Source organism: Aquimarina hainanensis (assembly GCF_042684685.1).
Lineage (GTDB): Bacteria > Bacteroidota > Bacteroidia > Flavobacteriales > Flavobacteriaceae > Aquimarina > Aquimarina hainanensis.
Window position 1 is genome coordinate 195,442 of sequence record NZ_JBHULX010000004.1, and the last position, 23,108, is coordinate 218,549.

Below are 23,108 nucleotides of genomic sequence, written 5' to 3' on the forward strand. Positions count from 1 at the left end.
TCCTAAAAACAAATGATATGTTAGACAAAATAGGAATAGCAAAACGCATCGCAAAAGAAGTGCAAGATGGGTATTACGTTAACCTGGGAATAGGAATTCCTACTTTAGTAGCTAATTATGTTCCTGAAGGAATAAATGTAGAATTTCAAAGTGAAAACGGAGTTTTGGGGATGGGACCCTTTCCGTATGAGGGGGAAGAAGATGCTGATATTATTAATGCAGGTAAACAAACAATTACAACCTTGCCAGGAGCGTCTTTTTTTGACTCCTCTACAAGTTTTGGAATGATTCGGGGGCAACATGTCGATCTTACAATTTTAGGAGCAATGGAAGTGGCTGAAAATGGAGATATCGCCAATTGGAAGATTCCCGGAAAAATGGTGAAAGGCATGGGAGGAGCGATGGACTTAGTGGCAAGTGCCGAAAATATCATTGTAGCGATGATGCACACAAATAAAGCAGGGAAATCCAAACTGCTAAAAGCGTGTTCTCTACCATTGACAGGAGTGAGCTGTGTAAAAAAAGTAGTGACTAATTTGGCTGTTTTGGAAATAGAAAATGGGAGTTTTAAGCTGTTAGAAAGAGCTCCTGGAGTTAGTGTGGAAGAAATCAAAAACGCAACAGAAGGAAATTTAGTGATTGAAGGAGAAATTCCGGAAATGCAGCTTGATTAAAATAAAGAAAAGGAAATTACGTTTTCTGTAAAAGTGCTTATTTAGTAAATATGTAAATAAAAGACTACAATTAAAATTAAATTGACGAATACTTAAAGTGATACTTTAACGGTAAAACCATAAGTATTTATTTTAAATGTTAAAATTATGTGTATTTTGTCGATTTTTTGTGTTTTTTAACGTGTTTTGAATATTTTTTTTGCAACTTAGGATGCGAAAAATTTGAAAATCAAGATAAAAACACCCATACATATTAAATACTAAGTTTAACCCCCCTTATTATTGCACTTAATTATGAAAAAGCAATTTAATCGTCTTCAAAAATCAGTAAAACCTACAATGGACTTTATTTCTAATTGTATGTACTTGGCTAAAAAAGTATTTTTGTTGATGTAAAAAAAAATTAAAGATTGTTGCTACAATTATCCCAAATCAGCAATGAACTAACCTGTTAAATTTCTATTTAACAGGTTTTTTTTAGGGCTAAATTTAGAGACCTTTAGGGATGGCATTAATTAACCGTCTGGTATATTCTTTTTTAGGGGAAGTATAAATATCATCAGCATCTCCTTTTTCTTCTATTTTACCCTCATTCATAACCAGTAGTTGATCGGACATGTACTTGACTACTGCGAGATCATGTGAGATAAAAATATAGGTAAAATTAAATTTTTCTTTTAATTCATTTAGTAGATTAAGTACTTGTGCCTGTACAGAGATGTCCAAGGCACTGACAGACTCGTCGCAGATAATAAGTTTAGGTTGAAGTGCGATAGTTCTGGCAATTCCTATTCGTTGACGTTGTCCTCCGCTAAACTCATGAGGATATCGATTAAAGTGTTCGCTGGAGAGACCTACACGTTGTAAAAGTTCCAGTGCTTTTTCTTTTCTTTCTTTTTTGCTGTTGTATAATTTATGAGCCTTCATAGGCTCCATAATAGCATTCCCAATCGTTAGCCTTGGGTTTAGTGATGCATATGGATCTTGAAAAATAAGTTGGATTTCTTTTCGCAATGTTCTAATTGCTCGGGGAGATAGCTGTGTTATATCCTTGCCTTTATAGAGAACTTGTCCCTTGGTGGCTTTGTCTAACTGTAAGATTGTATTTCCCAGTGTTGATTTTCCACAGCCTGACTCTCCTACAAGACCTAAGGTTTCTCCTTCGTAGAGTTTAAAACTCACATCATTAACAGCTTTAAAAGAAGTGTTTTGAAACCAGCCGGTTTTAGAGAAATAAGTCTTTTCCAGGTTAATGACCTCCAAAAGAGGAGGATTGCTGTATAGCTTTTTATGAAAAGCATGTCTTTCTTCAGAAGAAATAATTTTTTGTTCAAAAGTGTTTCCTGAAAGAAAGTTTTCTATTGTAGGGAGTTTTTTTAGTCGAACATCTAAGGATGGGCGAGCGCTTATAAGTGCTTTTGTATACTCTTGCTGCGGATGCTTAAAAATGGAATAAGCAGGACCATATTCAACTGTTTTTCCCTGGTACATAACCAATACATTGTCTGCAATCTCAGAGACTAAGGAAAGATCATGAGAAATAAAAAGAATACTCATTTTATATTCTTTCTGTAAGTCTTTTAGGAGTTGGATAATTTCTTTTTGCACAGTTACATCTAATGCGGTGGTAGGTTCATCAGCAATTAAGAGATCAGGTTTGCAAGCAATCGCCATGGCAATCATAATTCGTTGTTTTTGACCGCCGCTTAATTGGTGAGGATAGGCATTATAAGCATGCGCAGTATCAGGTAATTTTACTTTGTCAAAAAGTGTGATTATCTCTTCTTTTGCTTGTTTAGAAGAAATGGTTTTGTGCTGCTTGAGAACTTCCAGTACTTGCTCTCCACATTTCATAGAAGGATTAAGAGAGCTCATAGGTTCCTGAAAGATCATAGCAATCTGATTCCCTCTGATGTTTTGAAATTCTGATTCGGAAAGTTGAAGAATTGAATTCCCTTTGAAGTATATATTCCCATGATCAATCCGGGATTTTTTCTTGGGAAGTAAACCTAATAATGAGAGGGAGGTTACGGATTTTCCACTTCCGGACTCCCCAACAACTCCTAACACTTCATTAGTCCCAATGGTAAAGGAGATATCATGTAAAATGGTTCTGTATTTTTTCTCTGAAAAAAAAGACACGGAAAGGTTTTGTACGGAAAGTAAAGTAGTGTTGTCCATAAAGTTAATAACAAAGGTAAATTTAGGGAATTAGTTCTGTATTTAGGAGTGTTTGGCGAAAACTATTTTGGATTGATATTTGCTATCTTTATGCCTTAAAGTATACCATGAGGCTATTTAAACTTTCACTACGAACACGAATTTTTGTGTCGATGACACTATTAGTGTTAATTGCTTCCATATTGATTGTAACGGTTTCTATATATCAGTATAAGGAAGAAGCAGAAGATTATCATAAAAAGCGATTGGAACGAAAAGAAGAGCGTATAAAAGTAGCGATAGATAATGCGTTGCGAAGTACAACTTATCCGATTAGCGAAGAGAATATTCCGTTGATATTTAGAGAAAATAATAGGATATATCAAATCTCTCAGGAGCATACGCTGCCAATCAATATTTATGACTTGTCAGGGAAGTTATTACTCAAATCAGAAGGAGCATTTAGTGATGATAATGCCATTAGCCAATTGAGTAAAGTTGTTATGGATACACTGATGCTTCTGCCAGATAAACGATATCTTATAAAATCAAAGAGAAATGGGGAAAAATCCAGATCGTCTTATACATATATCACGGATTGGCGGTCAAAACCTCTGGCAATTTTAAATCTGCCCTATATAGAAGATGATGATCTTATTACCAGAGAGCTTTTGGAGTTTTTAAGGCGATTAGGAGGGGTCTATCTGTTGATGCTGGTCATTGCAATTGCCTTGGCTTATTTTTTGTCAAAATATATAACGAGATCCCTTAAAACTATTTCAGATACGATCGACCAGACACGACTCGATAAGCAAAATAAACGGATCGAAATATGGGACACCTATGATGAGATTTACTCGTTAATAAACGCGTATAATAGTATGATCGATGAACTGGAAGAAAGCGCCGTAAAATTAGCTAAAAGTGAACGGGAAGCAGCCTGGAGAGAAATGGCAAAACAGGTAGCACATGAAATAAAAAACCCACTTACTCCTATGCGACTTACTGTGCAGAGTTTTCAACGAAAATTTGATCCTTTAGCTCCGGATATAAATCAAAGGGTTAATGAATATAGTAATACATTGATTCAGCAAATTGATACCATGAGCTCGATAGCCTCGGCCTTTTCTAATTTTGCCCAAATGCCTGCTCAGAAAAATGAAACCCTGGATGTGGTTGAGATTGTCGGGCTGGCATTGGATATTTTTAATGAAGATTATATCGCTTTTATTCCCGAGGAAAAGGAAATTATTGCAATTTTTGATAGAACTCAATTAATACGAGTGGTTACAAATTTGGTTAAGAATGCAATTCAGGCAATACCGGATGATAGTACACCAAAAATTTCGGTTCAGGTACTGATAGAAGCAAATGAAGTTGTGATACGTGTATCTGATAACGGAATTGGAATTTCGAAAGAATATGAACGAAAAATATTCGAACCGAAGTTTACCACTAAAAGTAGTGGAATGGGGCTGGGACTAGGTATGGTTAAGAATATTGTCGAAACCTACAAAGGGAGTATTACTTTTGTTACCAAAGAAGGTGAAGGAACCATATTTACTGTAAGATTTCCTAAAAAATAAGACCTTTTAATGAGAATAAAGCAGGTATTAATGTATGATAGGCTTTATTAATGAAAATAATATAATATTTTCGCAAAGGATTATTGGTAGTATTGATTTTAATGTGGTTTATTCCGGATGTTTCCAAAATTTAAACGCATCCCTAATATAATATCTTGGGTGTTTGTACCTGGGTGGTTTACTAAGAATTAAAAAGCAAAATATATGTATACTAATATTATTACATCTCAGGAAAAAGAGATTGTTACGATAACAATTAACAGACCTTCTAAGTTAAATGCACTTAATAAAGAAACTATTCAGGAATTACATCAGGCATTCAAAGAAGCAGATGAGGATAAAACGGTACATGTGATCGTGGTTACAGGAAGTGGAGAGAAAGCATTTGTAGCGGGAGCTGATATTAGTGAGTTTGCGAATTTTTCTGTCGCACAAGGAGAAGAATTAGCAGAAAAAGGACATGCGTTACTATTTGATTTTGTAGCAAACCTTTCAACACCTGTAATTGCAGCGGTTAATGGCTTTGCTTTAGGAGGAGGTTTGGAATTAGCTATGGCAGCGCATTTCAGAGTCGCGAGTAATAATGCAAGAATGGGATTGCCAGAGGTTTCTTTGGGGGTTATTCCTGGATATGGAGGAACACAACGCTTATCTCAATTGATTGGGAAAGGAAGAACAATGGAACTGATTATGACAGCAGGAATGATTGATGCCAATCAGGCGTTGTCGTATGGGTTGGTGAACCATGTTACATCTCAGGAAGAATTATTGCCAATGACGTATAAACTGGCAGGAAAAATAGCTAAAAACTCTTCTGTAGCCATTAGTAGTGCTATAAGGGCAATTAATGCGGCTTATGAAGATGGGGTGAATGGATTTAAGACTGAAATTCATGAATTTGGAGTGTGTTTCGGAACAGCAGATTTTAAAGAAGGAACAACTGCTTTTTTAGAAAAAAGAAAACCAGATTTTCCTGGTAAATAATAGTAAGGAAAAACCCTGTTTATCAGGGTTTTTTTATTGGTACTGCCAAAGGGTGTAATCCCCCAAGGCTCGCCTTGAAATTGAAAATTTGTTTCCAGCGAATGTCTCGCGGGTTTGTTTCGAAGGTCGTTTATTTATAAAAATTCATCTCGTCAATGTATTTCCAGACTTCCTTTGGAAGGAGAGGGGTTACATTTTTTCCTTCTTTAATTCCTTTTCGAATAGCAGTAGAGGAAATCTCCATAATAGGGGCTTCAATACGATGTATATGTGGGTGGTCAATAAAGTTTTCAGGAATACTTCCTTCAGAGATTCTGGGGTAGACATATATTTGATAGTTTTCGAGGATGGCTTCATAGTTTTTCCATTTGTGAAAACTTTTTAGATTGTCTTCTCCCATAATCAGGTTAAATTGATATGAAGGGTGTTTTTCCTCTAGATATGCCAGAGTATGAGATGTGTAATTAGGTTGTGGAAGTTTGAATTCTATATCACTTGGTCTGATTTTAGGATACGATTCTGTTACTCTGTAAACCATTTCATATCTGTGATGATTATCAAGGAGTGATTTCTTTTTCTTAAAAGGATTATGCGGAGTGACAACCATCCATATTTCGGTAAGATCTGAATGCTCAGCCATATGATTGGCTAAGATAAGGTGCCCTATATGAATGGGATTGAATGTTCCAAAGTATAAACCGATTTTTTTTGAGGTGTTCATGGTTAAAAGAGCGCTACTTTTCGGATAAAAATGTTTTGGTTAACTGATATACTTCTTGTTTTGCATTTTCCAGATTGTCATTGGTTACAATGGCATCAAATTGAGGAGCGGTAGCCAGCTCGGTAGAGGCTTTGGCAACCCTCATATTAATTTTATCTTCAGATTCTGTTTTTCTTTTCTTTAATCGGATTTTTAGCTCATCAATACTAGGAGGCTTTATGAATACGGCAAGTGTTCTTTCTGGATAAGTCTTTTTGATATCCAGTCCTCCTACTACATCAATATCAAAAATGACATGTTTTCCATTATCCCAGATACGTTGCACTTCTTTTTTTAAAGTCCCATAGAAATTATCGCGATATACCTCTTCCCACTCAAGAAATTCATCGGCTTTGATTTTTTCTTTAAACTCTTTTAGGGATAAAAAATAATAGTCTTTTCCGTGAATTTCTCCTCCTCTAGGTTCTCTGGAGGCAGCAGAGATAGAAAATCCTAAATTTAATTCTTCTTTATGAAGTAGATATTTTACTAAGGTTGTTTTTCCGCTTCCCGAAGGAGCAGATAGAACAATTAGTTTCCCTTCTTTCATGTCTTTTTTTATTAATCTCTTATTTGGTTAAAACTTCTCTATAGGGTTTATAAAACATTGAGAAGTTGTTCTTTTATTTTTTCTAATTCGTCTTTCATTTGAACGACTAATTGTTGCATAGGAGCGTAGTTGGACTTGCTTCCTATGGTGTTAATTTCTCTCCCGATTTCCTGAGTGATAAAACCGAGTTTTTTTCCGTTGGAATCTTTAGAGTTCAGTGTGGTGACAAAGTACTCTAAGTGATTAGCTAGTCGGACTTTTTCTTCTGTAATATCGAATTTCTCCAGGTAGTAAATGAGTTCTTGTTCAAATCTGTTTTCGTCTACATCTTCTTTCAGGTCTGAGACAGCTTTATGCAATCGTTCTTTTACTGCTTCAATCCGTTCTGGATCGATTGCTATAACTTGCTTCAATAACGAATTGATATTTTTAATCCGGATGTTAAAGTCTTTTTCTAAAGCACTCCCTTCATCAACTCTATAGCTTTCTATTGCGATTAAGGCAGTGTTTAGGGATTCTTTGATTGCATTAAACTCTTCTTCGTTGATTTCTTCTCGTTCGGTTTTTAATGCATCAGGCATTCTAACAGCCATTTTCATAAGCTCTAAGGCTTCCCCGTCATGAATATTAGAAAGCTGTTTGATGTATTCTTTAACGATTGCTTCATTCACTTTGGTAGATGTTTGTTCTCCGGTGACTTCTACATATAAGCCAAAATCAATTTTGCCTCGGACTAATTTTTTTGCAATAGTATTTCTCATCTCTAATTCTTTCTCTCTGTACTGAGAAGGGATCCTCGCGTTGAGATCTAGATTTTTACTGTTTAGAGATTTTACTTCTATTGTTATTTTCTTTGTGGGAAGCTGTAAGACGGATTTCCCAAAGCCTGTCATTGATTTAATCATAGCATTCTGTCGATTCTCGTTAAAAAAGTACACGAAGATACGGAAAAGTACTGAGGTGTAAGTAATGGAGAGTGATTATACGTTGTTACAGGGATCAAAGTGTATCATTGTTTATTGCTAAACAAACAACTTGGTTTTCTTAGGTATTTGGGTTTTTTTCTCTGATTTTTTTGTAAAGCTTAAATCCCAGCATCAGCAGTATGGAAAGCAGGATGATTCCGATAACCCCATAGATCCAATTGATAGCATCTCTAACAATCACCAGAAAAACAACTGAAAATAAAATAATGGTAGAACCTTCATTCCATAATCGCATTTGGTTCGAAGTCCATTTGACAATATCGTTTTGTAATTGCTTAAATATTTGATGAGATTTTAAATGATATGCGAATAGCAGTATTACAAAAGTAAGTTTGACATGCATCCAGGGTTGTTCTAGATAATTCGGAATTAAAATTAGTAGCCAAATTGCAAACAAAGTAGCTAAAATAGCTGAGGGCCAGGTGATGATAAACCAAAGCCTTTTCGCCATTAATTTGAGTTGGTCCCCCAAAATTTCTTTTTCAGGAGAGGGTTTTTGGGAGGCTTCAATCTGATACACAAATAATCTAGGGATATAAAATAATCCGGCAAACCAGGTAATAACAAAAATAAGATGAAGAGATTTAATATAAGGGTAGTATGCTAACATAAAAGATAATGTGTAAGTCACAGGTTTTTTGCAAGGTATTGATTTATATGGTAATTATATCTTTAAATGATTTTTTTAATTTGTGGTTTTAGGAATGAGTTCTTTGCGTATTTCTTTATTTAAGTAATATCCGGTAAGAAGAGTAGATAAAAGATCGGCAATAGGGAACGACATCCATACACCAAGTTCTCCATAATAATTAGGTAATATGAGGATTAAAGGAATTAAAAAGAATCCTTGTCTTGATAAGGTGAGCAGTAGGGCAGGGGTTGCTTTGCCAATCGCCTGAAAATAGGCAGCGCCAATCAACTGAAGTGCAATAATCGGAGTTGCCAGAAAAACAAGTCGCATGGAATTGGGAGCGTGTGCCAGAACATATTGATTCAGAGCTAGTTCCTTAGCTGTCATATTCGGATCATTACCAATGAATAAAGAAGCAATTTCTGCGGGAAAGATCATAAGGCCAATAAAAACCAGTGTAGCTACCAAAGCTGCATATTTTATAGCAGTATTTATGGATTGACGCACACGATCGTATTTTTGAGCCCCATAATTATATCCTGCAATAGGTAGAAACCCTTGCGTAACTCCAAAAACGGGAAAAAGGGCAAACATTAACATTCTCCCTATGATTGCATATACAGCGATTAATGCTTCTTGTCCCAGATTGAATAAGATATTATTCATGATAAGATAGGTAATGCTTACCACGGCCTGTCTTGCTAGGGTAACTCCTCCTAAAGAAGAAATTTCATGGACGATTTTTCTTTTGAGTTTTAAGTGGCGGAGTCGAATTTTTAATTCGGAGTTTTTAGATAAGAAAAACCATAAGATAGTGAGAAAGCAAGAGGTGTAAGAGAGGGTGGTAGCCCAAGCAGCACCATGCATCCCCATGTCCAGAAGGTATATGAAAATATAATCCATAAGAAGATTTCCTATGGTAGGGATAATCATAGCAATCATGGCAAAAGTAGCTTTCCCTTCTGCTCTTACTACCGTATTGCCCATCATGGCAAAACCCAGAATAGGAACTCCATATAGCACGATGATGTAGTATATTTTTGCATACTCAAAGATGTCTCCTTTTCCTCCGAATCGGGGAATGATACTATCAGCGTAGTATAAGCCTACAAGAACCAGAGAGATCGTGCATAAAAAAGTAAGTGTTATTTGATTTCCAAAAGAAGTTAGTGCGGTTTCTTTGTCTCCTGCACCAAGCGAACGCGAGATGATACTGGACCCTCCAATACCTATTGCCATTCCCAAAGCAGCAATAAAAAAAGAAACTGGAAGAACAACGTTTATAGCAGCAATTGCTACAGGACCAATCCAATTTCCGACGAATATGGAGTCTATTAAGACATTAAGAGACATAACCAGAATTCCTATAGAAGCTGGTACAGCCTGTTGTATTAATAGTTTACCAATAGGTTTAATTCCGAGTTCTTCGGATGTTGCTTTCGCCATATATCGTTTTTGTTATTTTTGATCAGACCATTCATTTACCCAGTTGGATACGATTTGTGCCCAATCTTCATTGTCATTAAGACAAGGTACGGTAGTAAAGGTATCTCCCCCTACTTCGTGAAAAATTTCTTCTCCCTCCATTGCAATTTCTTCTAAGGTTTCTAAGCAGTCAGAAACGAAGGCAGGAGTGACAATCGCCATATTTTTAATACCGCTTTTCCCCATTCTTTCGATGGTTCTGTCAGTATAGGGCTGTAACCAGGGGTCAAACCCTAATCGAGATTGAAAAGAAGTTGAATAAGAACCTTCTTTTAAGTTGAGTTTTTTAGCAACTTCTTCTGTTGTTTTCAGGCATTGATGACGGTAGCAAAATTGATGTGCCTTAGAAGGAGTATTACAGCATGATCCGTCTATTTTGCAATGAGATTTCGTAATGTCACTTTTTCTGATATGTCTTTCCGGAACACCGTGATATGAAAACAATAAATGCTCATAGTTCTTGTCTTTTAAGCTTTCTGCAATACTCTTGGATAAAACCTCAATATACTCAGGCTTGTTGTAAAAAGCAGGAAGATCACTAAGTGTCATATCGGGAAAATGTGCAGCTCTGATTTCTTCTGCAAGGACAAGAATAGTCTCAGTTGTAGCCATTGCGAATTGAGGATATAGAGGAATGATAAGCACATCAGTGACTCCCTGATCATGTAGTTCCTGTAATCCTTTTTTGATATTCATTGATCCATATCGCATCGCTAAACCGATAGGGATGGATGTCTTTTCCGAGACCTTCTGCTGCAGCCTTTCAGAAATCACAATAAGGGGAGAACCTTCTTCCCACCATATTTTTTCATAAGCCGCTGCAGATTTTTTGGGACGGGTATTAAGAATAATTCCCTTGACAAGTAAAATACGAGCCCATAAAGGGACATCAATTACTCTTGGGTCCATTAAAAATTCGCCTAGGTATTTTTTTACATCTTTGGGGTTTGTACTATCTGGTGATCCCAGATTGACAAGGAGAACTCCTTTGCTCATCTTCAAAAACAATTTTAATGAGGCAAAAATACAAACTATTGGTTGTATTGTAGTGAAAAAGTAATAAGACTTATTAATGATGGTATTAAGAAATAATTGATAAATAGCATCTTGGGCAAAGTATTATGTGCTAATGAAAACATATTTTTCGTTAAAACCAGAGGAAGTAATAGCTGGATGTGTAGAAATTAGTATTTTTAGAACATAAAAACAGAAAGCAATGAAAAGAATAATTTTAGATGTAGAGAAAGAAAAACTGCCTTTTCTTTTAGAGCTATTAGATCAGTTCGAATTTGTTTCCGTAATTAATGATGAGACAGAAGGTGATAAAGGAATGTATGATTCGATTGTTTCTCTGCAAAAAGGAGAAGGGATTCCTAAATAAAACAATCTTAGTAGGAATACATGAAGGATTATATTAGAAATGAATTTTTCTTTTCTAAGAAACCATTGTGTAGTAACATTTCGATTGTCAGATAAAAAATAATTAGCTTAAACTGGTAATGTATTTTTTAGGTGTTGTTCCGAACTTCTTTTTAAACGCTGCGATAAAATGACTTGCTGTACTATAGCCTACTTTTAGACCGACCTCATTGACATTATAACTTCCAGAAGCTAGAAGTTTTCGTGCCATTTCCATCTTATAATCAAAAAGGAAACTGTAAACAGGCTCTCCGTAAATTTGCTTAAAACCATCTTTTAATTTTTTCAAAGAAAGTCCTATTTCATTAGATAATTCCTGAAGTGTAGGAGGTTCTGCCATTCGGGCAATAATAATTTCTTTAGCCTTTCTTATTTTCAAAACATTTTCTTCGTCTACCAGAAAAGGGCATTGCTCTATATCGGTATCTTCTGTTCTGTTGAAATAGAGACTTAATAGTTCATATATTTTTCCTTTAAAATATAATTGTTTAATAGATTGGTGTAGGCTGTAATTGATGATTTGATTAAGTACTACAGACATCGAAGGAGAAGTAACTCCATCAGAATAGTATTTTTTGTCACGGTTTCCTACACCTAAAAAAGGAATGTAGTCAGCTTCTTTAGAAAAAAGAGAATGAAACTTTTGAATAGAGATCAAAATAGATATCAGTGCCGAACCTTTTTCCATTTCCAGGTTCATTGGCAAATCCCGTTGCGGATTATAAAGAAGTAAAGAATGATCTTTAGTTAGCCCGATAGCATAGCTTCCATTGTTGAAATTGAATTTGGTACTTCCTTTTAAACAAAAATGAAATTGAATAAAACTACTGTCTATTTCACGTATAACACATTGACTGTTATCGGTTTTATTTTGGAATTTCAAAATGAAAAAGCCTTCTTCTATTTTTGTTTCTTCTAAAATCCCTGGAGCGTTATTTTTTAATTCAATTTCCATCGTTATAAAATATTATCTATTTAGAATGAGTCTAAACTGTGAAACCGAAAATCGTTGGAATCCCTACAAAAATAAGGGATTTTTATGATTATTAGGTAGAAATAACCTCAGAAAACCACCTTTGCGTTATTTTAAATTCCTCTGGCGTTATTTTTTACAAAGGAAGAGGAATACTTTTGTAAAGGAAAAATATAGAATACGATTAATGGAGTCCCAGTTAAGAGCAAAAGGAGCGAGTTTTTATACGATTGGATTGAGCTACAAGAAGGCTGATGCAGAAACAAGAGGTCATTTTAGTATCCCAGAAGATGCTAAAGTCACAATTCTTAATGAAGCTAAAAAACAAGGTATAGAGGTATTACTTGTTACTTCGACTTGTAATCGTACAGAACTACACGGATTTGCTCAACACCCTTTTCAGCTGATAAAATTACTATGTGAACATACGCAAGGAACGATAGAAGAATTCGAGAAAGTGGCTTATGTACATAAAAATAGTAAGGCAGTTCATCATTTATTTAGAGTAGGGACAGGATTGGATAGTCAGATTTTGGGAGATTTTGAAATCATCAGTCAATTAAAGAAAGGGTTTAAAACCTCTAAGCAAGAAGGTATGACCAATCCATTTTTAGAGCGTTTGATCAATGCAGTTATTCAGGCAAGCAAACGCGTTAAAAATGAAACGCAAATTTCTTCAGGCGCTACTTCTGTTTCGTTTGCTTCAGTACAATATATGCTAAATAATGTACAGGATATTTCTCATAAGAAAATCTTGTTATTCGGAACGGGAAAAATCGGACGGAATACATGTGAAAACCTTATTAAACATACTAAGAATGATCATATTGTTCTGGTCAACAGAACAAAAGATAAGGCAGAAAAAATCGCTGGTAAGTTTAATCTGATCGTAAAAGATTATGAGAATCTGGAAGAAGAAGTAAATACGGCAGATATACTGATTGTTGCTACAGGAGCGCATAAACCTACCATTAGAAAAGAGATGATCAATAGAGAAAAACCACTATTGATTTTGGATTTATCGATTCCCAGAAATGTAGCTGCAGACGTAGAAGAACATGCAGCAGTTTCTCTTATCCATTTGGATTACTTGTCTAAGATGACAGATGATACGCTGGAGAAAAGAAAACAATATATTCCTCAAGCAGAGGCCATTATTGAAGAAATAAAAGAGGAATTCGATAGTTGGCTGCAAACTAGAAAATTTGCACCAACCATCAAAGCGTTAAAAAATAAACTATCCACGTTTAAGGACTCTGAAATAGAACTTCAAAGAAAGAAGATTTCTGATTTTAATGAAGAACAGGCAACGATTATTAGCGATCGAATTATCCAAAAAATCACCAATCATTTTGCTAATCATCTTAAAGATGAAAATATTTCGGCAGATGAAAGTATTGAGCTGATAAAAAAGGTATTTCAACTTCAAAAGCAATAATTTTGACAAGAACTATTCGTATCGGAACCAGAGATAGTGAACTTGCCTTATGGCAAGCGAATACTGTTAGAGAGCAGCTCGAGAAATCAGGGTATACAACCACATTAGTTCCTGTTAAGTCTACAGGAGATATTGTACTGGATAAACCCCTTTATGAATTAGGAATTACAGGTATTTTTACTAAAACATTGGATGTTGCTATGCTTAATGGGGATATTGATATTGCAGTACACTCCATGAAAGATGTGCCTACGGCCTTACCCAAAGGAATTGTCGAAGCAGCAGTGTTAAAAAGGGCTGCAACGCAAGATATTTTGGTGCATAAAGGACTGGATTTCTTAGATAATAAAGGAATAATTGCTACAGGAAGCCTTCGAAGAAAAGCACAATGGCTTCATCGATATCCTGAGCATACAGTAGTGGATCTTCGAGGAAATGTCAATACCAGAATGAAGAAGTTAGAAGACAATGATTGGAATGGTGCCATTTTTGCCGCAGCGGGTCTACAGAGAATTAATCTTACTCCTGATAATTTTATAGATTTGGACTGGATGATTCCAGCACCTGCTCAGGGAGCAATGTTAGTTGTAGCAAAAGAAGAAGATGCATTTTGTCTGGAAGCACTATCGCTTCTAAACGATAAAGAAACACAAGAATGTGTAGCTATAGAACGAGATTTTCTACGCACTTTAGAAGGAGGGTGTACCGCTCCTATTGGTGCATTAGCGAGTAAAGTAAATGATGTGGAATACCGGTTTGAAGGAGCGTTGTTTAGTCTTGACGGAACTCAAAAAATTCAGGTAGAAGAAACATTTTCTTTAGGAAAACACGAAGGCTTGGGAAAAAAACTGGCAGAGAAACTGTTGGATGAAGGAGGGAAGGAATTAATGAAAGAAATAAAAGAAATTCTTAAGAAAGATTGAATGAATACCTAAGCATATTATCTACTAAAAAGCTGAAAAAAGAACAATTACACCAGCTATTTCAGCAAAAGGTTAGGTATTCTGAATATAGTGCTATAAAAATAACGTTTATTGATTTTGAATATAGCAGTTTTGTGAAAAATGGAATTTTCACAAGTGTAAATTCGGTCAATTCCGTTTTAAAAAAAAGAATACAGGTTGAAACTGCTTTTTGTGTAGGAGAAAAAACAAAAAAAAGATTAGAAACACAGGCTATTCAGGTAGCGGTTACCGAGCGTAATGCACGAAATCTGGCAGAGAGATTGGTAGAAAAATACAGAGGAGAACAGTTTACCTTTTTTTGTGGAAAAGAAAGAAGAGATGAATTGCCGGCGATTTTGTTAGCAAATAAGGTGAAGTTTGATGAGGTGGTGACCTATACTACCAGTAAAATCATTAAGGAGTTTGATACACAATTTGATGTTGTTTTGTTTTTTAGCCCATCAGGAGTTAAGAGTTTTGTAAGAAAAAATAATCTACAGAATACCCTGGTATTTTGTATTGGCAATACCACTGCTTCGGAGGCAAAAAAACACACTGATATGGTAGTAGTAGCCAATACTCCAACAGTGGAAGGAGTACTTGATCAGGTACTTTACTTCATCAGTAATGGTGTAGATAAGTGAAAGGAATAAAAAAATAATTAATAAAATATATGCTGCATATGCAGTATCAGAAGAGAAATGATAAAGAACGATTTATTTTTAAGAGCGTTAAAGGGAGAAACAGTATCAAGACCTCCAGTATGGATGATGCGTCAGGCAGGAAGGTATTTACCTGAATTCAGAGCACTAAAAGAAAAGTATGATTTTTTTACACGATGTAGAACTCCGGAATTAGCGGCAGAGATCACGGTACAGCCTATAGATATTATTGGTCCGGATGCAGCAATTCTGTTTAGTGATATCCTGGTGATACCACAGGCAATGAACATTGAAGTAGAGATGAAAGATGGTGTCGGACCATGGTTGCCTAATCCGGTTCGTACTATGGCAGACGTAGATAAGGTAGTTGTACCGGATGTGCACGAAGAACTGGGGTATGTTTTTGACGCAATTAAGTTGACAAAAGAACAATTGGACAACAGAGTTCCTTTAATTGGTTTTGCAGGTTCTCCATGGACTATTTTATGTTATGCAGTACAAGGACAGGGATCTAAAAACTTTGATCAGGCAAAAGGATTGTGTTTTTCTCAGCCTCAAGCAGCGCATAAATTATTACAAAAAATTACAGATACTACCATAGCATATCTAAAAGCCAAAGTAGCGACAGGAGTAAATGCAGTGCAAATTTTTGATAGTTGGGGAGGAATGTTATCCCCGGTAGATTATCAAGAGTTTTCGTGGAAATACATCCAGCAGATTGTAGATGCCTTAAAAGATGAAACTGAAGTTATTGTTTTCGGAAAAGGATGTTGGTTTGCATTAAAAGAAATGGCAGAATCAGGAGCTTCAGCTATTGGAGTAGACTGGACATGCTCAGCCAGAAATGCGAGATATTTAAGTGGAGGGAATATTACACTACAAGGAAATTTTGATCCTTCGAGATTATTATCGCCTCCGGGAGAGATTAAAAAGATGGTTAAGCAGATGATTGATGCATTTGGCAAAGATCGATATATTGCTAATTTAGGACATGGTATTTTACCCAATATTCCTGTGGATAATGCCAGAGCTTTTGTAGATGCGGTCAAAGAGTATGGAACATACTAACAGATGCGAATTATAGTATAAATCGACTGTTTTTGTATCCATTTTTTAAGGGGCTTTTTTGTTTATCAATTACGAAGTAATATATGTTTAAAAACATTTTATCTGGAATTAAATCTTATTTTGGGACAGTATCGTTAATCTCAAAATTGAAATTGTGGAAGTATTTTGCAATTCCGATTTTGATCAGTTTTCTGTTGGGAGGTGTTTTTATTGCATTGGCATATTTTCTGGCTTCTCCGTTAGGAATGCTCATATCCAAAATATGGGTATGGGAATATGGAAAAGAAACATTTACTTCTATCAGTGTGTACCTGGGAGGCTTTCTTGTTATTGTAATGGGAATTGTCGTGTATAAGCATATTGTAATGGCTTTATCAGCACCATTTATGAGTCCGGTTTCTGAGAAAGTAGAACGGCATTTGGTCGGAGATATATCACATATACACAGACAGACAACCTTTAGAGCACAATTATTAAGAGGAATTAGGATCAATATAAGAAACCTGATACGAGAGCTCATTTTTATTTTACCCCTTGTTGTTTTAAGTCTGATTCCTGTGGTTGGGATAGTCGCTACAATTTTGATTTTTGTAGTACAGGCGTACTATGTTGGTTTTGGGAATATGGATTATACAATGGAACGACATTTTTCATATAAAGACAGTATCGAATTTGTCAGAAAACATAGAGGAGTAGCCATAGGAAATGGTCTTCTGTTTATGCTGATGTTATTTATTCCAGTACTGGGATTTATTTTTACATTACCCATTTCGGTGGTAGCCGCTTCTACAGAAACGGTACGGGTATTGAAAAATGAGAAAAAATTTGAAGGAACCACCTTGGAAACTAAAGAAATATGAAAGAAAAATTTTATCAATATATTCAGGAGTTACAGGATACGATAACAGCTTCTTTAGAGAAGATAGATGGGAAAGCTACCTTTAAACAAGATATTTGGGAGCGGGCAGAAGGTGGAGGAGGAAGAACAAGAGTGATAGAGAATGGAGCTGTTTTTGAGAAAGGGGGAGTGAATATTTCGGCAGTACACGGACCATTACCAAAGACAATGCAGCAGTATTTCAAGGTTGGAGATGTAGATTTTTTTGCCTGTGGGTTATCTCTGGTAATCCATCCCAAAAGTCCAATGGTACCTACAGTACATGCTAATTGGAGATATTTTGAAATGTATGACAAACAAGGAGCTATTGTCGATAGCTGGTTTGGAGGAGGGCAGGACTTAACACCTTATTATCTGTTCGAGGAAGATGCGCAACATTTTCATCAGGTGTGCAAAGATGCTTGTGATAAACATGATACTACTTTTTATCCTGCGTATAAAGAAAAATGTGATACCTATTTTTATAACGCGCATCGAGGAGAAGCAAGAGGAGTAGGAGGATTGTTTTTTGACTACTGTAAGAAAACAGAAACAAAAACAATGGAAGACTGGTATGCCTTTGTTACGGAAGTAGGAAATAGTTTTTTGCAGGCGTATTGTCCTATTGTAGAGAGAAGAAAAGAACTTCCGTTTACCCAGGAACAAATCGATTGGCAGGAGATCAGAAGAGGACGATATGTGGAGTTTAACCTTGTCCATGATAAGGGTACTTTATTCGGGTTAAAAACAAACGGACGTATCGAAAGTATCTTGATGAGTCTTCCCCCCAGAGTACAATGGCGATATGATCACCATCCCGAAGAAGGAAGTAGTGAGAATGACCTGATTTCTGTGCTAAAAGCACCGAGAACATGGGTGTAATATCATAATTATCGTTAATAAAGAGAGCTCCTGATATATTTTTGGTAACTTTATTGGTACCGCTAGAAAGAGTATAATGCCTCGAGGCTTGTCTGGAGTAGTTTACGGAGTTGATCATGCATTGAGATTGTCTGGTGGTATCCTTAAAGAATTCGGGTATGAGAACTTCTATTTTTGTTTTTCTGGCAGTAGTTATATGTGGATGCGCTATCGAGTTGCCTCCTACCACAGATAACATCAATAAAATTTTTGAATCAAAAGATTTTACTTTTGCCTTTATTAATTCAGAAGGAAACGAAAAATCCTTAAGTTTTGTCAATGATTATTTAGTCTATAAGAGTGAAGCTCCTACCTACAGAAGAGAGGTTACCTATCAGGAAGTAGTATTAATTAACCGCTTTATTCAGGAACTGTTGGATGATCATCAAAACGATATAACCTCAGATAAAAGTGCCTATTATAAGGTATATAATACAGCTTATAAAATAAGGATGTACCCAAAACAGCTAGGTGAAGAAAGGTTCATGGAGCTGCTTTCATTTTTAAAATTAGTGGACTGAATCTTTCGTAGCGATAAATCGAGCTGTAAAATCACGGTTTTCTGCTGTCAGATTAAAAAAAGTTTCTTGTATTGGCTTCTGTGGCTACTCTTATGGATCAATTCAATAAAGGAAGATTCTCTCTCTAAATAGTTATCTAAGCTTAGATGAATAACTACGAAATCGACTATGGTATTGTATTTGGTATGATTGGAAAAAAGCAAGAATACAACAAATAATTGTTTTTTTTAAATCAGTAAGTTATGCTCGTTTAGGAAAAAATATAAGGATAGGTCCAAAAATATTTTGGTTGTGCAATAGTTATCGTTGTTAGACTATGCTTTTTCTTTAAGTAAAAGGTCGAATAATTTGGATGAATGATTCTCTTTTCTCAATTCAATGGTTTTTTTTGCATGATTTAATGATTCTAAAATGCCTTTAGAAAAAAACCTAGCATTGTTATAAAACTCTTTCGTCGCTATATCAGTTGTTTTTAAGTCAGCTGTTAGATAGATTTTACTTTTTCCACTATCTACACTGTTTTTTTTATGCTTATTAATCCATTCTGAATCATCACTTATAAAGTATTTAGATTTTTTCCCATTTTTAATATTTAAAATAATAAAATATACCATTTCATTTATGATACCATTTTTTACAGTTCCAAATAATATACCATTCCTAAATTCAAATTTTTCCCACATTATTCTCACAAACCTTAAATAATGAGAAATTCCAATGTTCTTATTAAGTTTTATTTTTTCGAATAAATCATTAATAAATGGAATAATAATTTCGAATTCCATAAAGTCAGGGTCAAGTTCATGAACCAATTTATAGACATTGTCTTCTCTAATATTTGATTGGTATTTTTTTAATAAGGTTTTTTTAGTTTCTGTTTGGGACTCTACGATAAATTTTGCTGTAAAATATTCTTGAAAGGAACGATGAGTAAAATAAATAAAAAGCCCATCTTCTACCAGTAAACATACAGATTGTAGTAAATCAGTCAGGTAGCTTGAAGAATTAAAATCATAACATGATAGCTCTTTAGCTTGATCAATAAATTCTAAAGCTTCAATCCTGGTTAGTTTAAATTTTCTTTGTTCATATGTTAAAACACAAAAAATAGATAGGATTTTTGAAAATTCTTGAATGTCTAATTCGGTTTCTCTTTTCCTATTGAACGCTCCTTTTAAAGCATCATGTCTTTGAAATAAAGCTTCAAAAGCTTGGTTATAAAACACACTAAGTTTATTAGGGATATCAGCGCTATAACCATATGTAATTAGCATTATTGATAACAATAAAGGATTAGAAAGAAAGGATTTGTGTTTCTCAAATAAATTGTTTTTTAAATCGGAAATAAACTTTTCTTTAATGATCTTATCGGCAGGTAACTTTTTGATTAAATTGATACTTTTTTCAAGAGATAAAGGTTCAATGTTAAAAATTGAAAAGGTTGTTAATTCAGAAATATTTAAATCAGGTCTTGTAGAAAGTATAATGCTACAATTTGAATAGCCTTTTGTTAAATCATCAACTTCTTTTAAAAGATATTTTCTTTTTTCAGGAAAGACTTCGTCTAGACCATCTAAAAAAAAGATATAATGCCCTTTCTTCATTGATTTATTCAGAAAGGTTTTATCAAAATCTAATCCGAATGTATTAAATGTGTGATTAATAAAATCTTTTAAAGTTAAATCTTTAGAGTTAAGATCACGTAATTCAATAAAAACGGGTATTTGCTTTTTTGCAGAAAAAGAATTAACAAATAGATGTTTTAACATAATTGATTTTCCAGCTCCTCCAGTACCAGCAATTATTATGTTTTTATTTGCATCTAATAAAGCTTTTATATTTGCTGATTTTATTAATACATCATTGCACTTTAAACCTAATGGAACATAAAAAGTGTTTAGATTTACATTTGAATCCCTGTAAAAGAAAGTCTTAGATTTACCATATCTTGAGAAGGATTCATCAAGGAATTTTTTATAACCAGTCTTTAATGTTAGTTGAATTTTTTCTTTAGTACCTTGAATTAAATTTTCACTAATTTTTGTTAAATCATTGACTTTTAAATTTAAAAACTCAGCGATGATTTTATTTGGGTCTATTTCTTCTGTCATTCTTTTCTTAAATTTAGTCTTACAATCAGATATAGTTCCTTAGTAATTATATATCTATTGTAAATAATAACTATTGTTTTATCAGTCAATGATAGAGATAAAAAATAAAAATGCTTTGCGGATTTCCGTAAGGCAGAAAAAATAAAAAACTATATAAGGTATTATCTTTTCTGTTGTATTTCCAGAAACAGGTCATTTGGCAATGAGGGTGATCGCTCCTATAGAAGCAGGATAGAACAAGAAGACGAACACGTTCTTTATGGGGTATAGCCATCTATAGGGGCTCGATCGTATACCTTCCCCTTAGATCCCCTTGTAAGACTTGTTCGAAGCGTTCATTTAATGCTTGTCTATCCACAGTTTTGGGGAGCAACCCCTTAATGAAAGCCCTTCTTTCTATTATTTTGGGTAAACAGCTATTAACAGAAAGGCTCAGAATCCGTTTCGGAAGCCTTTGAAGTATTAATTTAATGTTTCGAAATACTTTTTGCTGGGCTAGACTCCATGCCTAGAGGGGGTCGCCCCCTTGTTTATTGTATACAGCTGTGGAGAGGGTGTTTTTGTAGACATTATCAATATCTAACTGATGAAATAGGGGTGTTTGATGAAATTAATACCTGTTGATCGGGTAATTGTACGATAAAAAAATAAGCCCTGTAAGCTGAAGAAAAGAATGAGGAATAGCGATATATTATTCCTCACTTTTTATCGGTACTGCCAAAGGACTTGCTTCGAGGTGGTTTACTTAATCCAGAACTTTAAAAGCTTTGATCGCAGTATTTGGTTCTATAATATTATATCCTTCCCAAAACTCAGGCGTATATTTTGATAAATACGTAGGTTTGCTATTCTTGTTTTCTTTATGAGTATCATAAGTAGCTTGATCGATGTTCTCAGAATTAAAGACGACAAGCTCTGATTTATATATGGTAGACATAACCATGTCAATCCCTAATGATAATTCGTTCTGTTTTCTTTTTCCTGAGACGAACTTGTTCTTTTCGATGATTTTTAAAGGACGGTTTACACCAAACTTTTCTCCGGTAATCTTTTCCATAAAACGAAGATCGTATTTTTGGTTTGCATTCTTTGAAAACAGTAACTTCCCTTTATAGGTAGTTTCCTGAAACATAAGTCCCAATAGTTTAAAGCTTTTTAATAATCGGGTGTTTTCATAATCGATACGAACCACCGCAAAATCTTCTGTGTTAATATATAACGTTCCTTTAAAATCTCCCCTCCTTTTAGGGGTGAATTCGATAATATATACACTGTTATCGTCTATATAGGTATAGTCCTTTAAGGAGAAATGATACCTTCCCGGTTTTTCTAAAATATTTAGTTTGGATGCTCCGTGAATAAACAGCTTAGAGAAGAGTTGATTGATGTTGCTTTTACTGGAAATAAAAAAGCCATTATTTTTATTTGGGGAATCGATAGCTTCTTTAACCGCAGCGGCTTCTTTCTCATGCTCTATAATTGAGTCTACCTGGACTTTCTGACTAAAGATCCCGGATTTAAATTTTAAATAAGAGTCTTTTTTTACATTGTTTTTAAAGATGGTTTCTATCTTTTTGCCCATCTCTTCCAACGACCCGGTATTGTTTTTATCATATAGTTCTGCTGCTTTGATGATGGATAGTTTTTGTGTATTCTTATTGCCGTATAAATCCCCTAAAATTTCTGTGTAATACGATGTTTTTTGTGGGATGGTGGTAATTACACTATCCACAAATGCTTTATTAAACTCTTCTATGGTTGATTTTTTGAAGTCGACATCTAATTTACTCAGGTTTGTAAAATCGGAGTTTCTTAAAAACAATCTTTTGTGAGTAAGCGACGTATTGTAATTTTCTTGTAGTCGTTCTGTTGTTTTTTCTATGATTTCCGCTGCGCTTAGATGTTTGTTAGAGATAAATACACGGCTGAGTTCAATCGTTTTTGGAGCTATGGCAATAATACTGTCGATTGGAATGTGAAAAGCGACAGCCGTTTTTTCGTATCCCATAGAAGAGATGTAAATCGAATCTTGGGGAGTGTGCTTTTTAGAGATCGTATAACTAAACATGCCTTCTTCATTAGTAATCACTCCTTCATTAGGAAAAAACTCAATAGTAGCATATGGAATTGGGGCTCCTGTTTTTTGGTCAATTACTCTCGAGGTAATTGTCTGAGAAAAAGAGATAGTAGACAAGAAGAGGAATAATATTAGTAAGGAACCCGTAATTTTTTTCATAATGGATGGTATTTTGATTGATGATGATATACAGAAGACTGATTGGGAATGAATTTGTTACATGAAGCCTGGTATAAAAATGTCATAAATAGAAAATCACGACTAAAACAGCGCTTTTTAAT

The 23,108-nt window shown here is 34.7% G+C and carries 21 protein-coding genes; 11 read left to right on the plus strand and 10 right to left on the minus strand.

Features of this window, described 5'->3' with window-relative positions; all coding sequences use genetic code 11:
• Positions 1-17 precede the first annotated feature (17 nt).
• Positions 18-674 carry a CoA transferase subunit B gene (locus ACFSTE_RS06305; RefSeq protein WP_176028314.1) on the plus strand — a complete coding sequence of 219 codons (657 nt, stop codon included), beginning with the start codon at positions 18-20 and terminating at the stop codon, positions 672-674.
• Between the two features lie 489 nt (positions 675-1,163).
• On the opposite strand, the gene ACFSTE_RS06310 is transcribed toward ACFSTE_RS06305, so the two are convergent.
• Complete coding sequence (locus ACFSTE_RS06310; RefSeq protein ID WP_378257562.1) at positions 1,164-2,855, minus strand: ABC transporter ATP-binding protein; 1,692 nt, start codon at positions 2,853-2,855, stop codon at positions 1,164-1,166.
• A 152-nt stretch (positions 2,856-3,007) separates the two neighbouring features.
• On the opposite strand from ACFSTE_RS06310, the gene ACFSTE_RS06315 reads away from it, so the two are divergent.
• Both ACFSTE_RS06315 and ACFSTE_RS06320 read left to right on the plus strand, forming a co-directional pair.
• Positions 3,008-4,420 carry a sensor histidine kinase gene (locus ACFSTE_RS06315; protein ID WP_378257560.1) on the plus strand — a complete coding sequence of 471 codons (1,413 nt, stop codon included), beginning with the start codon at positions 3,008-3,010 and terminating at the stop codon, positions 4,418-4,420.
• 204 nt (positions 4,421-4,624) lie between these two features.
• Positions 4,625-5,404 (plus strand): enoyl-CoA hydratase/isomerase family protein, encoded by a 780-nt coding sequence (locus ACFSTE_RS06320; RefSeq protein WP_176028317.1) that lies wholly within the window; start codon positions 4,625-4,627, stop codon positions 5,402-5,404.
• Positions 5,405-5,534: 130 nt separating this feature from the next.
• On the opposite strand, the gene nadD is transcribed toward ACFSTE_RS06320, so the two are convergent.
• From nadD to hemH, 6 genes are all read right to left on the minus strand, one after another.
• On the minus strand, positions 5,535-6,125 hold the full coding sequence (gene nadD / locus ACFSTE_RS06325) for a nicotinate (nicotinamide) nucleotide adenylyltransferase (protein WP_176028318.1): 591 nt from the start codon (positions 6,123-6,125) through the stop codon (positions 5,535-5,537).
• 13 nt (positions 6,126-6,138) lie between these two features.
• Positions 6,139-6,714: a guanylate kinase gene (gene gmk / locus ACFSTE_RS06330; RefSeq protein ID WP_176028319.1), complete on the minus strand. Its 576-nt coding sequence runs from the start codon at positions 6,712-6,714 to the stop codon at positions 6,139-6,141.
• Positions 6,715-6,761: 47 nt separating this feature from the next.
• Positions 6,762-7,619: a YicC/YloC family endoribonuclease gene (locus tag ACFSTE_RS06335; protein ID WP_176028320.1), complete on the minus strand. Its 858-nt coding sequence runs from the start codon at positions 7,617-7,619 to the stop codon at positions 6,762-6,764.
• Between the two features lie 139 nt (positions 7,620-7,758).
• Positions 7,759-8,310 carry a CopD family protein gene (locus ACFSTE_RS06340; protein WP_176031060.1) on the minus strand — a complete coding sequence of 184 codons (552 nt, stop codon included), beginning with the start codon at positions 8,308-8,310 and terminating at the stop codon, positions 7,759-7,761.
• A 75-nt stretch (positions 8,311-8,385) separates the two neighbouring features.
• A complete protein-coding gene (locus ACFSTE_RS06345; RefSeq protein WP_176028321.1) occupies positions 8,386-9,777 on the minus strand; it encodes an MATE family efflux transporter in 1,392 nt (463 codons plus the stop codon).
• 12 nt (positions 9,778-9,789) lie between these two features.
• Entirely contained in the window at positions 9,790-10,812 is a 1,023-nt protein-coding gene (gene hemH / locus ACFSTE_RS06350; protein WP_176028322.1) for a ferrochelatase, read from the minus strand.
• Between the two features lie 220 nt (positions 10,813-11,032).
• On the opposite strand from hemH, the gene ACFSTE_RS06355 reads away from it, so the two are divergent.
• The gene (locus ACFSTE_RS06355) at positions 11,033-11,197 is read left to right on the plus strand and encodes a hypothetical protein (RefSeq protein ID WP_176028323.1); all 165 of its coding nucleotides are present in this window, start codon (positions 11,033-11,035) and stop codon (positions 11,195-11,197) included.
• Positions 11,198-11,299: 102 nt separating this feature from the next.
• Here ACFSTE_RS06355 and ACFSTE_RS06360 read toward each other — a convergent pair whose 3' ends face one another.
• On the minus strand, positions 11,300-12,190 hold the full coding sequence (locus ACFSTE_RS06360; RefSeq protein ID WP_176028324.1) for a helix-turn-helix transcriptional regulator: 891 nt from the start codon (positions 12,188-12,190) through the stop codon (positions 11,300-11,302).
• A gap of 205 nt (positions 12,191-12,395) precedes the next feature.
• On the opposite strand from ACFSTE_RS06360, the gene hemA reads away from it, so the two are divergent.
• The 7 genes from hemA (at position 12,396) to ACFSTE_RS06395 (ending at position 18,639) form a co-directional block, all read left to right on the plus strand.
• Positions 12,396-13,646 (plus strand): glutamyl-tRNA reductase, encoded by a 1,251-nt coding sequence (hemA, locus tag ACFSTE_RS06365; RefSeq protein WP_378257554.1) that lies wholly within the window; start codon positions 12,396-12,398, stop codon positions 13,644-13,646.
• Between the two features lie 2 nt (positions 13,647-13,648).
• A complete protein-coding gene (hemC, locus tag ACFSTE_RS06370; RefSeq protein WP_176028326.1) occupies positions 13,649-14,569 on the plus strand; it encodes a hydroxymethylbilane synthase in 921 nt (306 codons plus the stop codon).
• Positions 14,566-15,234 (plus strand): uroporphyrinogen-III synthase, encoded by a 669-nt coding sequence (locus ACFSTE_RS06375; protein ID WP_176028327.1) that lies wholly within the window; start codon positions 14,566-14,568, stop codon positions 15,232-15,234. The genes hemC and ACFSTE_RS06375 overlap by 4 nt, the downstream gene beginning before the upstream one ends.
• Positions 15,235-15,291: 57 nt before the next feature.
• Entirely contained in the window at positions 15,292-16,320 is a 1,029-nt protein-coding gene (gene hemE, locus ACFSTE_RS06380; RefSeq protein WP_176028328.1) for a uroporphyrinogen decarboxylase, read from the plus strand.
• Positions 16,321-16,403: 83 nt separating this feature from the next.
• Complete coding sequence (locus tag ACFSTE_RS06385) at positions 16,404-17,180, plus strand: EI24 domain-containing protein (RefSeq protein ID WP_176028329.1); 777 nt, start codon at positions 16,404-16,406, stop codon at positions 17,178-17,180.
• Positions 17,177-18,079: an oxygen-dependent coproporphyrinogen oxidase gene (gene hemF / locus ACFSTE_RS06390; protein WP_176028330.1), complete on the plus strand. Its 903-nt coding sequence runs from the start codon at positions 17,177-17,179 to the stop codon at positions 18,077-18,079. The genes ACFSTE_RS06385 and hemF overlap by 4 nt, the downstream gene beginning before the upstream one ends.
• 158 nt (positions 18,080-18,237) lie before the next feature.
• Positions 18,238-18,639 carry a hypothetical protein gene (locus ACFSTE_RS06395; protein ID WP_176028331.1) on the plus strand — a complete coding sequence of 134 codons (402 nt, stop codon included), beginning with the start codon at positions 18,238-18,240 and terminating at the stop codon, positions 18,637-18,639.
• Positions 18,640-18,953: 314 nt separating this feature from the next.
• Here ACFSTE_RS06395 and ACFSTE_RS06400 read toward each other — a convergent pair whose 3' ends face one another.
• Positions 18,954-20,750 (minus strand): NACHT domain-containing protein, encoded by a 1,797-nt coding sequence (locus ACFSTE_RS06400; protein WP_378257548.1) that lies wholly within the window; start codon positions 20,748-20,750, stop codon positions 18,954-18,956.
• Positions 20,751-21,495: 745 nt separating this feature from the next.
• On the minus strand, positions 21,496-22,986 hold the full coding sequence (locus ACFSTE_RS06405; RefSeq protein ID WP_176028336.1) for a carboxypeptidase-like regulatory domain-containing protein: 1,491 nt from the start codon (positions 22,984-22,986) through the stop codon (positions 21,496-21,498).
• Positions 22,987-23,108 lie beyond the last annotated feature (122 nt).